Source organism: Streptomyces sp. NPDC006643, from assembly GCF_042870175.1.
Lineage (GTDB): Bacteria > Actinomycetota > Actinomycetes > Streptomycetales > Streptomycetaceae > Streptomyces.
In genome coordinates this window covers 29,832-45,068 of record NZ_JBIAHA010000030.1, presented here as the reverse complement: position 1 = coordinate 45,068, position 15,237 = coordinate 29,832, and the positions used below count along the sequence as shown (strand labels likewise).

13 protein-coding genes are annotated in these 15,237 nt (G+C 71.5%); 9 read left to right on the top strand and 4 right to left on the bottom strand.

Annotation, left to right across the window (positions count from 1 at the left end):
• The first annotated feature begins 10 nt into the window (after window positions 1-10).
• The 3 genes from ACFYNU_RS32885 (at window position 11) to ACFYNU_RS32875 (ending at window position 2,312) form a co-directional block, all read left to right on the top strand.
• Window positions 11-799: an aminotransferase class IV gene (locus tag ACFYNU_RS32885; protein ID WP_356593515.1), complete on the top strand. Its 789-nt coding sequence runs from the start codon at window positions 11-13 to the stop codon at window positions 797-799.
• Between the two features lie 222 nt (window positions 800-1,021).
• Entirely contained in the window at window positions 1,022-1,558 is a 537-nt protein-coding gene (locus tag ACFYNU_RS32880; RefSeq protein WP_356593517.1) for a hypothetical protein, read from the top strand.
• A 127-nt stretch (window positions 1,559-1,685) separates the two neighbouring features.
• Window positions 1,686-2,312 carry a class F sortase gene (locus ACFYNU_RS32875; RefSeq protein ID WP_356593519.1) on the top strand — a complete coding sequence of 209 codons (627 nt, stop codon included), beginning with the start codon at window positions 1,686-1,688 and terminating at the stop codon, window positions 2,310-2,312.
• Window positions 2,313-2,321: 9 nt separating this feature from the next.
• Here the strand turns inward: ACFYNU_RS32875 and ACFYNU_RS32870 are convergent, their stop codons facing one another.
• On the bottom strand, window positions 2,322-3,101 hold the full coding sequence (locus ACFYNU_RS32870; RefSeq protein WP_356593521.1) for a TSUP family transporter: 780 nt from the start codon (window positions 3,099-3,101) through the stop codon (window positions 2,322-2,324).
• A gap of 147 nt (window positions 3,102-3,248) precedes the next feature.
• Here ACFYNU_RS32870 and ACFYNU_RS32865 point away from each other — a divergent pair, with 147 nt between their 5' ends.
• The 6 genes from ACFYNU_RS32865 to ACFYNU_RS32840 all read left to right on the top strand — a co-directional run bounded on the left by ACFYNU_RS32865 (window position 3,249) and on the right by ACFYNU_RS32840 (window position 10,556).
• On the top strand, window positions 3,249-4,538 hold the full coding sequence (locus tag ACFYNU_RS32865; protein ID WP_356593522.1) for an FAD-dependent oxidoreductase: 1,290 nt from the start codon (window positions 3,249-3,251) through the stop codon (window positions 4,536-4,538).
• 1 nt (window position 4,539) lies between these two features.
• Window positions 4,540-7,083, top strand: coding sequence for a nitrite reductase large subunit NirB (gene nirB, locus ACFYNU_RS32860; protein WP_356593524.1), 2,544 nt, complete (start codon window positions 4,540-4,542; stop codon window positions 7,081-7,083).
• A gap of 14 nt (window positions 7,084-7,097) precedes the next feature.
• On the top strand, window positions 7,098-7,460 hold the full coding sequence (nirD, locus tag ACFYNU_RS32855; protein WP_356593526.1) for a nitrite reductase small subunit NirD: 363 nt from the start codon (window positions 7,098-7,100) through the stop codon (window positions 7,458-7,460).
• Window positions 7,461-7,493: 33 nt separating this feature from the next.
• Window positions 7,494-8,078: a TetR family transcriptional regulator gene (locus tag ACFYNU_RS32850; protein ID WP_356593528.1), complete on the top strand. Its 585-nt coding sequence runs from the start codon at window positions 7,494-7,496 to the stop codon at window positions 8,076-8,078.
• Between the two features lie 398 nt (window positions 8,079-8,476).
• Complete coding sequence (locus ACFYNU_RS32845) at window positions 8,477-9,238, top strand: glucose 1-dehydrogenase (RefSeq protein ID WP_356593593.1); 762 nt, start codon at window positions 8,477-8,479, stop codon at window positions 9,236-9,238.
• 157 nt (window positions 9,239-9,395) lie between these two features.
• Entirely contained in the window at window positions 9,396-10,556 is a 1,161-nt protein-coding gene (locus tag ACFYNU_RS32840) for an alkaline phosphatase PhoX (protein WP_356593530.1), read from the top strand.
• Here ACFYNU_RS32840 and ACFYNU_RS32835 read toward each other — a convergent pair.
• The 3 genes from ACFYNU_RS32835 to ACFYNU_RS32825 all read right to left on the bottom strand — a co-directional run bounded on the left by ACFYNU_RS32835 (window position 10,526) and on the right by ACFYNU_RS32825 (window position 15,131).
• Window positions 10,526-11,599, bottom strand: coding sequence for a winged helix-turn-helix domain-containing protein (locus ACFYNU_RS32835; protein ID WP_356593532.1), 1,074 nt, complete (start codon window positions 11,597-11,599; stop codon window positions 10,526-10,528). The genes ACFYNU_RS32840 and ACFYNU_RS32835 overlap by 31 nt on opposite strands.
• Before the next feature lie 346 nt (window positions 11,600-11,945).
• On the bottom strand, window positions 11,946-14,690 hold the full coding sequence (gene ppdK / locus ACFYNU_RS32830) for a pyruvate, phosphate dikinase (protein WP_356593534.1): 2,745 nt from the start codon (window positions 14,688-14,690) through the stop codon (window positions 11,946-11,948).
• A 297-nt stretch (window positions 14,691-14,987) separates the two neighbouring features.
• Window positions 14,988-15,131: a hypothetical protein gene (locus tag ACFYNU_RS32825; protein ID WP_356593603.1), complete on the bottom strand. Its 144-nt coding sequence runs from the start codon at window positions 15,129-15,131 to the stop codon at window positions 14,988-14,990.
• Window positions 15,132-15,237: the final 106 nt, after the last annotated feature.

The following is a 15,237-nucleotide window of genomic DNA, read 5'->3' as shown; positions in this document are numbered from 1 at the left end:
CCGTTGGTCCATGGCGCCCAGCGAAGTTGCCCCCAGCGAAGTTGTCGAAGTGGTCGAGGTCAACGGCGAGCCCGCGACGGAGGCCGCGCTGCGGGTCCCCGCGCTCAGCGGCTACGGGCACTTCACCGCGATGCAGGTCCGGGACGGCCGGGTACGCGGCCGGGATCTCCATCTCGCCCGGCTCGACTCCGCCACCCGGGAGCTGTTCGGCGCGGGCCTGGACGGGGAGCGGGTACGGGAGCTGGTGCGGCACGCGCTCGGTGACGTCCCGGACGCCTCGGTCCGGGTGTATGTGCACTGGCCGGACGGCGAGAAGGACGCGCGGGTGATGGTGACCGTCCGCCCGCCGCAGACGAAGCCCGTCCGGCCGCACGGCCTGATGTCGGTGCCGTACGTCCGCCCGGTCCCGCACATCAAACACCTGGGCGGCTTCGGCCAGACGCACTTTCTGCGGGCGGCGGAGCGCGCGGGCTTCGACGAGGCGCTGCTGACCGCGCCCGGCGGGCTGGTGGTGGAGGGCGCCATCACCAACATCGCCTTCTGGGACGGCACGTCCGTGGTCTGGCCCGAGGCGCCGTCGCTGCTGGGGATCACCATGGCGCTGCTGGAGCCGCGGCTGCCGTCCGTGCGGCGCGCGGTGACGCTGGCCGACCTGCCCTCGTACACGTCGGCGTTCCTCACGAACTCCCAGGGCTTCGCGCCCGTCGACCGGATCGACGAGGTGCGGTTCACGGTCGACACGGAGCTGATGGGGACGGTGGCGGCGGCGTTCGAAGCGGTGGAGTGGGACGTGATCTGAGCCGCCGCCGGCTACCGCCCACCGTGGCCTCACCCATTCGGCACGACCGGTCACCCGGCGTGTCCCGCGCCTGATCCTACAGCTCCGACCTGCGGAAACATCTACTGGCAAGCGGGACACGCCGTACCGAACCGGGCAATCTGATCCTCCATCAGCAGGCGTGCGCGCCGCGCTGCGCCTTATCTCGGAAGAGACGAGATCCGCGCCGCCACGGAGGACACCATGCGCACCACCGCCCGCCTGCTGACCGGTACCGCGCTGGCGGCCAACACGCTCGGAGTCTCCCTCCTGGTCTCCGGCCCCGCCGTCGCCGGCGACTGGGACCGCGACCGGGACCGGGGCCGGCTGGACCTGTACCCGTCGACGTCCGCGCCCGGCGCGACCGTCACGGTCAACACCACCGCCTGCGGCAAGGACGGCCACGGCAAGGGCGACGCCAGTTCCCTGGGCGCGGGCGAGTTCCATCTGCGGCCGGGCGACTACAAGGACATCGTCGTCGGCCAGTTCCGGGTGCCCGAGAACACCCGGGCGGGGAACTACCGCGTCTTCGTACGCTGCGAGAACGGCCGGGAGGCCCGCGGTGAGCTGACCGTCGAGCACCACCGCGAGCAGCAGCCGTCCGGCCATGTGCGGACGGGGGTCGGCGGCAGCGTCGGACCCGACACCACCCAGATCGCGGCGGGGGCGGCCATCCTGGCCGCAGCCGCCGTCGGCGGGACCTTGCTCCTGCGCCGCCGGGCGAGCGGCGCGCAGGGCTGACGGGACCGCGGCCTCCACCGCCTCTCCCCGTCCCGCCGTGGTCCCCGCCTCCGTCATGCTCATCGCTGCCGGGGGCGGGGGAACACATCTTCCGGAGGATCGGACCCATGACCCCACAGGTCGGACCATGAGCGTCAAGGGCAAAGCCTGGCTGGTCGCCGGCGCCGCGTGTGTCGGCGTGTGGCTCGTCCAGAACGGCTCGCAGGACATCACCCCGCCGATCCCGTCGGCCGCCCAGGCGTTCGCCGCCGGGCCCGGCTTCCACACGGACGCCGCCGCCGACCCGATGCCGGTCTCCTCCCCCGTACGGCTGCGGATACCCGAGATCGGTGTCGACGCGCCCGTCACCCGGCTGGGGCTGACGAAGGACGGCGGCCTGGACGTGCCGCCGGCCGAGGACGGCGAGGTCGCGGGCTGGTACGAGCGCGGCGCGACCCCGGGCGCCAAGGGCACGGCGATCGTCGCGGGCCATGTGGACAACGCACGCGGCCCGGCCGTCTTCTACAGCCTGGGCACCCTGAAGAAGGGCCGGCGCATCGAGGTCACCCGCGAGGACGGGCGGACCGGTGTCTTCACTGTCGACGCGGTCGAGGTGTACGACAACGAGGACTTCCCCGACCGGAAGGTCTACGGGAAGAGCGACCGGGCGGAGCTGCGGGTGATCACCTGCGGGGGCGGCTTCTCCGCCAGGACCGGTTACCGGGGCAACGTGGTGACGTACGCGCATCTCATCGGCGTCCGGCAGCCCCGCTGAGGGGGTGGATCACGCCGTCCACTGGTCGAAGGCGAGCTTCGCCACCAGCGAGAACACCACGACGAGCAGCACGCCCCGTACGAACTCGCTGCCCTTCCTGAGCGCCGTCCGCGCGCCGAACATGCCGCCCGCCAGGTTGAACACCGCCATCAGCGCGGCCAGTTGCCACAGCACGGTGCCCTGGTAGGCGAACATCGCGAGGGCCCCGCCGTTGGTGCAGACGTTGACGATCTTGGCGGTGGCCGACGCCGTGACGAGATCGAGGTGCAGGACGGCGGTCAGCGCCAGTACGAGGAAGGTGCCCGTGCCGGGGCCGAACAGCCCGTCGTAGAAGCCGATCCCACCGCCGACGAGGACGACGGCGGTGATGTGCCGGCCGCGGGTGGCGGGAGCGCCCGCCCGCGCGCTGCCGAACGAGGGCCGCAGCATCACGAAGGCGGCGACACCGAGAAGCACCACCATGATCACGGGGCGCAGCACGTCGCTGCTGATCCCGGCCGCGAAGAACGCCCCCGTCATCGATCCGGCGAGCGCCATCAGCCCGATCCGTACGGCGCTCCTCACATCGACCGGCGCCTTGCGCGCGTAGGTGACGGCGGCGCCGGTGGTGCCGACGATGGCCACGGCCTTGTTGGTGCCGAGGATGTGCGCGGCGGGGACGTTCGGCAGACCGAGCAGCATGGCGGGCAGGAGCAGCAGCCCGCCCCCGCCGACCACCGCGTCGATCCAGCCCGCCGCCGCTGCCGCGAGGCAGAGGACAACGAGCATGGTCAGTGATATGTCCGGCATGATCATGACTCTATGGGACGCGGTGGATGTCCCTTACATCAGCCTCGATCCGCCTCACACCCGGCGCCGGACCGCGCTGAGGGCAGCGTTCCGAGCGGGAAACAGCGGTGGTGCCGCCGGGTAACACCGGCCGCGCAGTCTGCGGTCATGGCAGCCGGCGGTGGTGGGACGAGAGAGATCGTGGTGATCGGCGGGGGCACGGCCGGGGTACGGCTGGCCCAGCGCCTCATGGCCAGTGCCCCGGCCGGCACGGTGAACGTCACCCTGCTCGGCGAGGAGCCGCACGCCCCGTACAACCGTGTCCTGCTCGCCGAGGTGCTGGCCGGGCGGTACGGCCCCGAGGTCGTCGCCCTCCCGCCGGTCCTCGGCGGGGAGCGACGCGGCGTTCGGGTGGTGGGGATCGACCGCGCCGAACGGCTGGTGCGGTGCGATGACGGCGCAGCCGTCCCGTACGACCGGCTGGTCCTCGCGACCGGCTCCAACCCGGTCCTGCCGCCGCTGCGCGGACTGCGCCGGCCGGACCACGACGGTCTGCCGGCGGGTGTGCACGCCTTCCGGACCATGGACGACTGTCTGTCGCTGTCGGCGGCGGTACGGCCGGGAAGCCGCGCCGTCGTCATCGGCGGCGGGCTCCTCGGGGTGTCGGCCGCCCGCGCGCTCGCGGAACGGGGCGCCCAGGTCGTGCTCGCCCAGCAGGGCGAGTATCTGATGGAGCGCCAACTGGACCGGACGGGCGCGCGGTTGCTGAGGCGGCGACTGGAGTCGTGGGGCGTGGAGGTCCATACCGAGTGCCGGGTACGCGGTCTCGTCCGCACGGACGACGACACCCGGGTGGCGGCCGTCGAACTCGCCGACGGCTTCCGCCTCGACGCCGAACTCACCGTCCTGGCCTGTGGTGTACGCCCCCGCACCGGCCTCGCCCGCGCCGCCGGGATCGCTGTGCGGCGCGGCGTCGTCGTGGACGACGAGCTGCGGACGTCGGACCCGCGCGTCCACGCGATCGGCGACTGCGCGGAGCACGGCGGCCGGCTCTACGGTCTCGCCGGTGCCGCGCTCGAACAGGCCGACGCGCTGGCCCGGTTGCTCACGGTGGACCCCTCGGCCCGCTACACCGGCACCCGCTCCCTCACCCGGCTCACCCTGACCGCCCCAGCCCCATCCCCAGCCCCCTCCCCCGAGAGCTCGCCCGAAGTCCCCCTCGAATTCGCGGCGTTCGGCGTGACGACCCCCCTTCCCGGCGACGACACCGTCCAGTTGACCGACGCCACCCGGGGCGCCTACCGCAAGGTCGTCGTCCGGGGCGACCGGCTCGTCGGCGGTGTGCTCATCGGCGACCTCACCACCGTCGGCGCGCTCGCCCGCACCTGGGAGGACGACCTGCCCCTGCCGCCCACCACCCCGCCGCTCCATCTGCTCACTCCCGACGGAGGCTCCTGAGATGCCCGACACAACGTCCCGCCCCACCATCGTGGTCGTCGGCCACGGCATGGTCGGCCAGCGGTTCCTCGAAGCACTCGCCGAGCGCGGCACGACCGGCCGGGCACGGGTGGTGGTGCTCTGCGAGGAGCCGCGCCCCGCCTATGACCGGGTCCGGCTCACCTCGTACTTCTCCGGCCGCACCCCGGACGAACTCTCCCTGGTCGAGCTCGACTTCATGGACCGGCACGGGATCGAGCTGTATCTGGACGACCCGGCCGTGACGGTCGACCGTGCCGCGCGCACGGTCGCCTCGCGCACCGGGCGGACCTTCACGTACGACACGCTGGTGCTGGCCACCGGCTCGTACCCGTATCTGCCGCCCGTGCCGGGCAGGGACGCCACCGGCTGTTTCGTCTACCGCACGATCGAGGACCTGCTGGCGATCGAGGAGTACGCGAAGACCGCCCGCACCGGCGCCGTGGTGGGTGGCGGGCTGCTCGGCCTGGAGGCGGCGGGCGCGTTGCGGGGACTCGAACTCGACACGCACATCGTGGAGTTCGCCCCCCGGCTGATGCCCGTCCAGGTGGACGAGGGCGGCGGAGCCGCGCTGCTGCGCACCGTCGAGGGCCTGGGCCTGACCGTCCACACGGGCGTCGGCACCCAGGAGGTGACGACGGACGGGGCAGGCGCGGTCAACGGCATGACACTGTCGGACGGTTCGGTCCTGGCGACGGATCTTGTCGTCTTCTCGGCGGGGGTACGGCCCCGGGACCGGCTCGCGCGGGAGGCGGGGCTGCGGGTGGGCGAGCGCGGCGGCATCGCGGTCGACGAGCGGTGCCGTACGTCGGATCCCCGGATCTTCGCGATCGGCGAGTGCGCGCTCACGGCCGACGGGCGGGTGTACGGGCTGGTGGCGCCCGGCTACGAGATGGCGCGGACGGCGGCGGACGCGATCTCCGAAGTCGGCGCGGGCGCGGCCGAGTTCACCGGCGCCGACCTGTCCACGAAGCTCAAGCTGCTCGGCGTGGACGTGGCGTCGTTCGGGGACGCGCACGGCGCCGCCCCCGGCTGTCTCGACGTCGTGTACGCGGACTCCCGCTCCGGCGTCTACAAGAAGGTCGTCGTCGGCGCGGACGGCGCGCTGCTCGGCGGTGTCCTGGTCGGTGACGCCGACGCGTACGGGATGCTGCGCCCGCTGACCGGTTCCGTACCGCCCGTACCGCCGGAACAGCTGGTCCTGCCGCCGGGGGCCGGGACACCGGCCGCGCTCGGCCCGGCGTCGCTGCCGGACGGCGCCGTGATCTGTAGCTGCCACCATGTGACGAAGGGCGCGATCACCGCCTGCGCGACGCTGCCCGAGGTGAAGAGGTGCACCAAGGCCGGTACGGGCTGCGGCAGTTGCCTGAAGGTGATCGGACAGCTCCTGCCCACGGCGGGCGACGGCGGCCTGTGCGGCTGTTTCCCGCACACGCGGGGCGAGTTGTACGAGATCGTCCGGACCCTGGGTGTGACGTCGTACGCCGCGCTGCTCGACTCGCACGGCCGCGAGGGGGCGCGGGGCGGTGACGGGTGCGAGATCTGCAAACCGGCCGTCGGCTCGATCATCGCCTCGCTCGCGCCGACGCTGGGGCTGAGCGGCCATGTCCTGGACGGCGAACAGGCCGCGCTCCAGGACACCAACGACCACTTCCTCGCCAACTTGCAGCGCAACGGCTCGTACTCGATCGTCCCCCGTATCCCCGGCGGTGAGATCACCCCCGAGAAGCTGATCGTGATCGGCGAGGTGGCCCGGGACTTCGGGCTCTACACGAAGATCACGGGCGGCCAGCGCATCGACCTCTTCGGTGCGCGGGTCGATCAACTGCCCCGGATCTGGGCCCGGTTGGTGGCGGCGGGCTTCGAGTCGGGGCACGCGTACGGAAAGGCGCTGCGCACGGTGAAGTCGTGTGTCGGACAGACCTGGTGCCGGTACGGCGTACAGGACTCGGTGAGGATGGCCATCGATCTGGAGCTGCGCTACCGGGGGCTGCGCGCCCCGCACAAGCTCAAGTCGGCGGTCTCGGGCTGCGCGCGGGAGTGCGCGGAGGCGCGGGGCAAGGACTTCGGGATCATCGCGACGGCGGAGGGCTGGAATCTGTACGTCGGCGGCAACGGCGGCGCCGAGCCGCGCCACGCGGATCTGCTGGCGCGGGATCTGGACGACGAGTCGCTGGTGCGGCTGATCGACCGCTTTCTGATGTTCTACATCCGCACCGCCGAGCGTCTGGAGCGTACGTCGGCGTGGCTGGGACGGATCGAGGGCGGCCTGGACCATGTGCGGGACGTGGTGGTGCACGATTCGCTGGGCCTGTGCGGGGAGTTGGAGAAGCTGATGGCCGACCATGTGGCTGGCTACCGCGACGAGTGGGCCCAGACGCTGGACGACCCGGAGCGGCTGCGCCGTTTCGTCTCGTTCGTCAACGCGCCGGACGCGCCGGATCCGACGGTGCGGTTCGTGCCGGAGCGCGACCAGATGAAGCCGGATCTGACGTTCCTGACGCTGGAAGGGGTGTCGGCCCGATGAGCCCGACGAGCCCAATGAGCCCGACGAGCCCGACGACCGGCCTGGTGGCGGCGGCCTTCCAACTTCGCCTGGAAGAAGGCTGGTTGACGGTCTGCGACCGGTCCGCGCTCATTCCGGGCCGGGGGGTGGCCGCGCTGCTGCCGGACGGCCGGCAGGCCGCGCTGTTCATGGACCGGGCGGGCCGTACGTACGCGATCGACAACCGTGACCCGTACTCCGGCGCCCAGGTGCTGTCGCGCGGGCTGACCGGCACCCAGGACGGCCGCGCCTTCGTGGCCTCGCCGCTGCTGAAGCAGCGCTTCGATCTGGAGACGGGCCGCTGTCTGGACGACGAGTCGGTGGCGGTGGCGGTCTACGCCTCCCGTATTAAATCTTGACCGATCGTTCCACATAAGCTTAGAGTCGGGTCCGTGGCCAGGACCAAGGAATTCGATCCGGACGCCGCGCTCCAGTCGGCCCTTGAGCTGTTCTGGCGCCGCGGCTACGAGGCGACGTCCATGGCGGACCTCGTCGAGCACCTCGGCATCGGCCGCGCCAGCGTCTACGCGACGTTCGGCAACAAGCACGAGCTGTATCTCAAGGCGCTGGACCGGTACGGCGAGACGCATGACCCGCCACTGCTCGACGCCCTGTCGAGGCCGGGGCCGGCGCTGCCCGCGGTACGGGCGGTGGTGCGGATGTTCGCCACCGAGGCGACCACCGAATCACGCCGCGAGAAGGGCTGCTTCATCACCAACACGGCGGCCGAGCTGGGGCCGCACGACCGTGAGGCGGCCCGCCGGGTCGAGCTGAGCTGGCAGCACATCGAGACGCTGACGCACGCGGCGCTCGTCCGGGCCCAGGGCCAGGGCGAGTTGCCGGCCGACCGCGATCCGCGCGCGCTGGCGCGCATGCTGCTCGTGCTGATGCAGGGCCTGCGGGTGGTCGGCAAGACCTCGCGGGACCCGGCGCGGGTACGCGACGCGGCCGAGCAGGCGCTGACCCTGCTGGACTGACGGGACCGGCACGGGACCGGCACACCTCACCACCCGGGCGGGCCGGGTTCCCGCTGCCCTCATAACGGAACGATCGGTCAAGAAAAACGGGGAACGGCATGCCCGCGAGCACGTCCACCGTACCCGGCCTCGGCACGCCCGTCCGGCCGGGGGCCGCGTTCGCCCTCGACCGGCCCCGGCTGATCCTGCTCAGCGCCGCGTTGGGACTCACCTTCGCCGGGTTGCCGCTCCTCGGCGGCGACGCGCTCCCGCCCGCCGTGACGGCGGGCGTGTTCGTCGCGCTCGCGTGCGTCATGGCGGCGCGCGGAGCGGGTCAGGACCCGCGCCGACCACCCCGGCCCACACCGCCGACCATCCTCACCATCGCTCACCACCTTTATCCGACAAGGGAGTTACCCATGCCCGCTCGCTTCACCGACCGGACCGTCCTCGTCACCGGCGCCGGCTCCGGGATCGGCCGTGCCGTCGCCGTGGCGTTCGCCGCCGAAGGCGCGTCCGTCGTCCTCGCCGGCCGGGGCGCCGCGCCGCTGGAGGAGACCCGCGCGCTGATCACGGCGGCGGGCGGCGACGCACTCGTCGTCACCACCGACGTATCCCGCGCGGACGACGTGCGGGCCCTGGTGCGCACGGCCGTCGACCACTTCGGCCGGCTCGACGTCGCCGTCAACAACGCGGGGATCTTCCGGGCCGGCACGCCCCTCGCCGATCTCCCCGTCACGGACTGGCAGGCCATGCTCGACATCAACGTCACCGGCGTCCTGCACTGCCTCCAGGCGGAGATCGCGCAGATGCGCCGCGACGGCGGCGGCGCCATCGTCAACGTCTCCTCCAACCTCGGCGCGCATCTGCGCATCCCGAACGTGGCCGGCTATCTCACCACCAAGGCCGCCGTCTCCACCCTGACCCGCGCCGCCGCCCTCGACCACATCGGGGACGGGGTCCGGATCAACGCCGTCAGCCCCGGCGCCTCGGACACCACGATGTCGCTGCGACCGGGCGAGAGCGCCGCCGAGCGGGTCGTGCGGATGAAGGAGGAGTCACCGCTCGGCCGGGTGTCGTCGACGGAGGAGGTCGCGGCGGCCGTGCTCTATCTGGCCTCGGCGGACGCGGCGTCCGTCGTGGGGACCGACCTCGTCATAGACGGCGGCTCGGCCGCGTGACCCGGCGGCAGGGCCGGGGCCACGGGGCGCGGCGCCGCGGCTGTTCGCGCCGATGACCGGCCACGCCGCCGCGAAGTTCAGCCGGTGGCCATCCGATCGCCCTACGCTGTTGCGCGCACGCGACCTCACGCCCACCCCACCCCCATGGAGCGGCCCAGTGGAACGTCGCAATTTTCTGCGTGGAGCGGTCATCACCGGCTCCGCCGCCGCGCTCGGCGGCACTCTCTGGCGCGGCGCGGCCCACGCCGACCCCGCGCAGCCCGGCGCGGGACCGTACGGCGCCCTCGGCTCCGCCGACGCCAACAACATCCGACTGCCCGCCGGATTCACCAGCAGGGTCGTCGCACGGTCCGGGCAGACCGTGCCCGGCACGTCGTACACCTGGCACAACGCCCCTGACGGCGGCGCCTGTTACGCCGACGGCAGTGGCTGGATCTATGTCTCCAACTCGGAGATCAACCCGTCCGGCGGCGCGGGCGCGGTCCGCTTCTCCGCGACGGGCGCGATCACCGGCGCGTACCGCGTCCTGTCCGGCACCCGGCAGAACTGCGCGGGTGGCAGCACCCCGTGGAACACCTGGCTCTCCTGCGAGGAGGTGACCCGCGGGTATGTGTACGAGACCGACCCGTGGGGGGTGAAGCCGGCGGTACGGCGCGACGCGATGGGCCTGTTCAAGCACGAGGCCGCGGCGGCCGACCCGGTGCGCAAGGTGATCTATCTGACCGAGGACGAGACGAACGGGTGCTTCTACCGGTTCACGCCCACCACCTGGGGCGACCTGTCCGCCGGCACCCTCCAGGTGCTGCGCGCGGGCACCGCGACCTCCGGCGCGTTCACCTGGGCGACGGTGCCGGACCCGGACGGCTCGCCGACCCAGACCCGTGACCAGGTCTCGGGCGCCAAGCGGTTCAACGGCGGCGAGGGCTGCTACTACGCCGACGGCTCGGTGTGGTTCACCACCAAGGGCGACAACCGGGTCTGGCGGGTCGATCCGGCCGCCGGAACCTACGAGTTGACGTACGACGACTCGCTCGTCAGCGGCGGCGGCGCGCCGCTGACGGGGGTCGACAACGTCACCGGCTCCTCGTCCGGCGATCTGTTCGTCGCGGAGGACGGCGGGAATCTGGAGATCTGTGTGATCACTCCCGATGACGTCGTCGCGCCGTTCCTGCGCGTCGGCGGCCAGTCGGGCTCGGAGATCACCGGACCGGCGTTCTCGCCCGACGGATCGCGGCTGTACTTCTCCAGCCAGCGCGGTACGAGCGGGAGTTCGTCGGGCGGCATCACCTACGAGGTGACGGGGCCGTTCCGTACGTAGGAGGAACTCCCGTCCGCCGTACCGGACATGCCCTGTCCCGACGCCCCCGTACCGGACATCCCCTGGGCGCCGCCGCCGTGCAGCAGGGCGGCGCCCAGCGGGGTGAGCGTGTGCAGGACGGCGTTGCCGTGGCGCAGGGTCACCACCAGGCCCGCCTCGCGCAGGACGCACGCGTGCTGGCTGGCCGAGGCGAGTGACACCCCTGCCCTGCGGGCCAGTTCGCTGGTGGTCGTGCCGTGCGCTATCGCGCTCAGGACGGCCGAGCGCGTACGGCCGACCAGCCGGCCGAGGGAGGGTCCCGCGCCCCGGCCGCCGTGCCCCACGGCGACCGGGGCGTGCGCGTAGGTGACGGGGTAGACGAGCACCGGGGGCAGCGCCGGATCGCGGTAGACGACCGGTGTCGCCCGGCAGAAGAACGACGGCTGGAGCAGCAATCCCCGCCCGTCCAGGGTCAGTTCGCGCTCCACCGGGTAGTCGGCCTCCAGGACCGGTGCCCGCCAGCGGATCATCGGCGGGAGCGTGGCGAGCAGTTCGTCGGTGCCGCCGTCGAGCAGCGCCCGGCCCCTGACGACCCGGTCCGCCTCGGCGCGTGCCCGGATGTGCGGCCAGTAGGGCTCCACGGCGGCCCGGTGGTACGCGTGCAGCGCCCCGGCGAGCCGGCCCAGCTCCACCGGGTCGTCGTCGCGGAGCGCGGCGGCCTTGGCGGGGAGCGTCGGCGGCCCGGCGGCGAGCAGCGCCAGTTCGGTACGGACCCGCTCCGCGGAGGTCGCGCGCAGCGCCTCCAGTCCCTGCGCGAGGCCGACGCGGCTCTCGGCGGGGGTGAGGAAGTCCGGGAAATAGCCGCGCTTCGGTATCAGCGCCCCGAGCAGACGTGTTTCACTTTTCAACCTCACCCGTGTTTCCGTGCGCCATTCCCCGAAGACGAGTGCGCCCCGCCGGTCGCGCAATCGGTGAAAGCTGAGAATCGTTTCCCACAACGGGTCGGGACCGGCGGCCATCCGCACCGCGCCGAGGTCTCTTCCCGTGAAATGAATTCGCAGCACCCATCCCCCACTCGTTATCTCTGTTGCATCCGCAATCGACGCCAGCGTTGAGTATGCACGCCATCACAGGCCGTCACCACGGAGTTTCAGCCACAGTTGAAACGCTTCGCGCGGATCGGGTGCGAAACGGAAGTCTGTAGCAGGTCAGGCGCGAAACCCGAGCCACCGGAAAGGCGCAGCGAAGGCCGTGGGGGGCTTTGCTGGCCCGGCGGCGGTCGGTGAGGGTTGCGGCTCCGTGCCCGGCCGAAAAAAGGGGGTGCGGTCGATGGATGGGGATCCACCGACCGCACCCCGATTTGTTTGCTCCCCGGCCTTTTCCATTCGGGGACGGGAGAAAGGCAATGAGTCAGCGCGAGTCGCCGCTGCCGTCCGACTGCGCCGCCGCCCGCCCGGCCTCCAGGCGCGCCACGGGGATCCGGAACGGCGAGCAGGACACGTAGTCCAGGCCCACCTGATGGAAGAAGTGCACCGACTCGGGGTCGCCGCCGTGCTCGCCGCAGATGCCCAGCTTCAGATCGGGCCGAGTCTTACGGCCGGCCTCGCACGCGTTGCGTACGAGCGCGCCGACGCCGTCCATGTCGATCGTCTCGAACGGGGACACCCCGAAGATGCCCTTCTCCAGGTACGCGGTGAAGAAGCTCGCCTCGACGTCGTCACGGGAGAAGCCCCACACGGTCTGGGTGAGGTCGTTCGTACCGAAGGAGAAGAACTCGGCGGCCTCCGCGATCTGACCGGCCGTCAGCGCGGCACGCGGCAGTTCGATCATCGTGCCGAGCGACAGCTTCAGATCGATGCCGGTGGTCTTGCGGACCTCGGCGATGACCTGCTCGGCCTCGTCGCGGACGATCTCCAGCTCCTGGACAGTGCCGACGAGCGGGATCATGATCTCCGCGCGCGGGTCGCCCTTGGCGTTCTTCCGCTCGGCGGCGGCCTCGGCGATGGCCCGTACCTGCATCGCGAAGAGTCCGGGGATGACGAGGCCGAGCCGTACGCCGCGCAGGCCGAGCATCGGGTTCTGCTCGTGCAGTTTGTGCACGGCCTGGAGAAGGCGCAGATCGTTCTCGTTGTGGTCCTCGCGGGACTCGGCGAGCGCGACCCGTACCGACAACTCCGTGATGTCGGGCAGGAATTCATGCAGCGGCGGGTCCAGCAGCCGTACGGTGACGGGCAGTCCGTCCATCGCCTCGAACAGCTCGACGAAGTCCTTGCGCTGGAGCGGCAGCAGGGTCTTCAGCGCCTGTTCGCGCTCGTCGTCGGTGTCCGCGAGGATCAACTTCTCGACCATGGCGCGGCGTTCGCCGAGGAACATGTGCTCGGTGCGGCACAGTCCGATGCCCTGCGCGCCGAAGCGGCGGGCCCGCAGCGCGTCCTCGGCGTTGTCGGCGTTGGCGCGCACGCGCAGCCTGCGGCGGCGGTCGGCGTACGCCATCATCCGGTGCACGGCCTCGACCAGTTCGTCGGCGTCGTCGGCGCCCGCGTGCATACGGCCCTCGAAGTACTCGACCACCGGGGAGGGGACGACCGGGACCTCGCCGAGGTAGACCTTGCCGGTCGAGCCGTCGACGGAGACGATGTCGCCCTCCTCGATGACGGTCCTGCCCACCGTCATCCGGCGCCGCTTGGTGTCGACCTCCAGTTCCTCGGCGCCGCAGACACAGGTCTTGCCCATGCCGCGGGCGACGACGGCGGCGTGTGAGGTCTTGCCGCCGCGTGAGGTGAGGATGCCCTCGGCGGCGATCATGCCGTCCAGGTCGTCGGGGTTGGTCTCGCGGCGGATGAGAATGACGCGCTCGCCGGAGCGGGACCACTTGACGGCGGTGTACGAGTCGAAGACGGCCTTGCCGACGGCGGCGCCGGGTGACGCGGCGATACCACGCCCCAGCAGTTCCGCTCGGGCACCGTCGTCGAAGCGCGGGAACATCAGCTGCGCCAGCTGCGAGCCGTTGACGCGCTGGAGCGCCTCGGCCTCGTCGATCAGGCCCTGGTCGACCAGCTGGGTCGCGATCCGGAACGCGGCGCCGGCGGTGCGCTTGCCGACGCGGGTCTGGAGCATCCACAACTCGCCGCGCTCGATGGTGAATTCGATGTCGCAGAGGTCCCGGTAGTGCGTCTCCAGGATCTCCATGATCTGCATCAGCCGGTCGTAGGACTTCTTGTCGATGGTCTCCAGATCGGCGAGCGGCACGGTGTTGCGGATACCGGCGACGACGTCCTCGCCCTGCGCGTTCTGGAGGTAGTCGCCGTACACGCCCTGGTGGCCGCTGGCCGGGTCGCGGGTGAAGGCGACGCCGGTGCCGGAGTCCGGGCCGAGGTTGCCGAAGACCATGGAGCAGATGTTGACGGCGGTGCCGAGGTCGCCGGGGATGCGCTCCTGGCGGCGGTAGAGCTTGGCGCGGTCGGTGTTCCAGGACTCGAAGACGGAGCGGATGGCGAGGTCCATCTGCTCGCGCGGGTCCTGCGGGAAGTCACGGCCCGCGTCGCGCGCGACGATCTTCTTGAACTGCTTGACCAGCTTCTTCAGGTCGGCGGCGTCGAGGTCGATGTCGGTGGCGGCCTTCTTCGCCCGCTTGGCGTCCTCCAGCGCCTCCTCGAAGTGGTCGCCGTCGACGCCGAGGACGGTCTTGCCGAACATCTGGATGAGCCTGCGGTAGGAGTCCCAGGCGAACCGCTCGTCGCCGGACTGCTTGGCGAGGCCGGCGACCGACTTGTCCGAGAGCCCGATGTTGAGGACGGTGTCCATCATCCCGGGCATGGAGAACTTGGCGCCGGACCGTACGGAGACGAGCAGCGGGTCGTCCGCCTGGCCGAGCTTCTTGCCCATCGCGCGCTGGAGGGCGTCGAGGTGGGCGCTGACCTCGTCGCGCAGGGCGGCGGGCTCGGTGCCGGTGTCGAGGTAGACCTTGCACGCCTCGCTGGTGATCGTGAAGCCCGGAGGGACGGGCAGCCCGAGGTTGGTCATCTCGGCGAGGTTGGCGCCCTTGCCGCCGAGGAGTCCCTTGAGATCCTTGTTGCCCTCGGTGAAGTCGTAGACGAACTTCTGGTCCTGGGGGGCGTTTCCTGAAGCTACGTGGGTGTCTTTGCTTTCCGACACGGATCTCGACTCCTCCGGGAGGCGCTGGCTGCCCTGACGGCGAGGAACATACCCAGATCGAAGGTGCCTGGACATGTCCACCTGTCCGTCATACGGCCGCAACCACCCGTCCGCCACTGGATCGAAAGCAGATGACGGGGGGTCACCCGCCCCGATCCCCTTCACGCCTCGAACCGGGCATGACCTTTGCATGGTAAAACTCGCTCATCTGAGCCGACATCGCAACTTCTGAGTTCACCTCTCGAACACGGAAGGGGTGGCACCCAGTGCCACCCCTTCCGGAAGTGCAGTCGCGCGTCAGCCGCTCGTCTGAGCGAATGATCTATCAGACGTGGCGAGAATCACGCCCTCCAGCACCGCCGGATCCACGTCCTCCAGGCTGCCCGCGAAGTGCCTTCCCTCCCCCGCCGCCACCGGCAGCAGCGAGGGGACCAGCAGCACCGGGCACCCGGCGGGCCGGACCGTGGCCCGGACACCCGGTGCCGGCTCCCCCGCGTCCCGGACGGCACGTCGGCCTTCACGGAGCCGCCGCCCGCCAGGTCGAGCA

Excerpts from the sequence above, each read along its gene's own strand:
- ACFYNU_RS32885 (WP_356593515.1), top strand. The coding sequence starts at position 11 with ATGGCGCCCAGCGAAGTTGCCCCCAGCGAAGTTGTCGAAGTGGTCGAG.
- ACFYNU_RS32880 (WP_356593517.1), top strand. The coding sequence starts at position 1,022 with ATGCGCACCACCGCCCGCCTGCTGACCGGTACCGCGCTGGCGGCCAAC.
- ACFYNU_RS32875 (WP_356593519.1), top strand. The coding sequence starts at position 1,686 with ATGAGCGTCAAGGGCAAAGCCTGGCTGGTCGCCGGCGCCGCGTGTGTC.
- ACFYNU_RS32870 (WP_356593521.1), bottom strand. The coding sequence starts at position 3,101 with ATGCCGGACATATCACTGACCATGCTCGTTGTCCTCTGCCTCGCGGCA.
- ACFYNU_RS32865 (WP_356593522.1), top strand. The coding sequence starts at position 3,249 with ATGGCAGCCGGCGGTGGTGGGACGAGAGAGATCGTGGTGATCGGCGGG.
- nirB (WP_356593524.1), top strand. The coding sequence starts at position 4,540 with ATGCCCGACACAACGTCCCGCCCCACCATCGTGGTCGTCGGCCACGGC.
- nirD (WP_356593526.1), top strand. The coding sequence starts at position 7,098 with ATGAGCCCGACGAGCCCGACGACCGGCCTGGTGGCGGCGGCCTTCCAA.
- ACFYNU_RS32845 (WP_356593593.1), top strand. The coding sequence starts at position 8,477 with ATGCCCGCTCGCTTCACCGACCGGACCGTCCTCGTCACCGGCGCCGGC.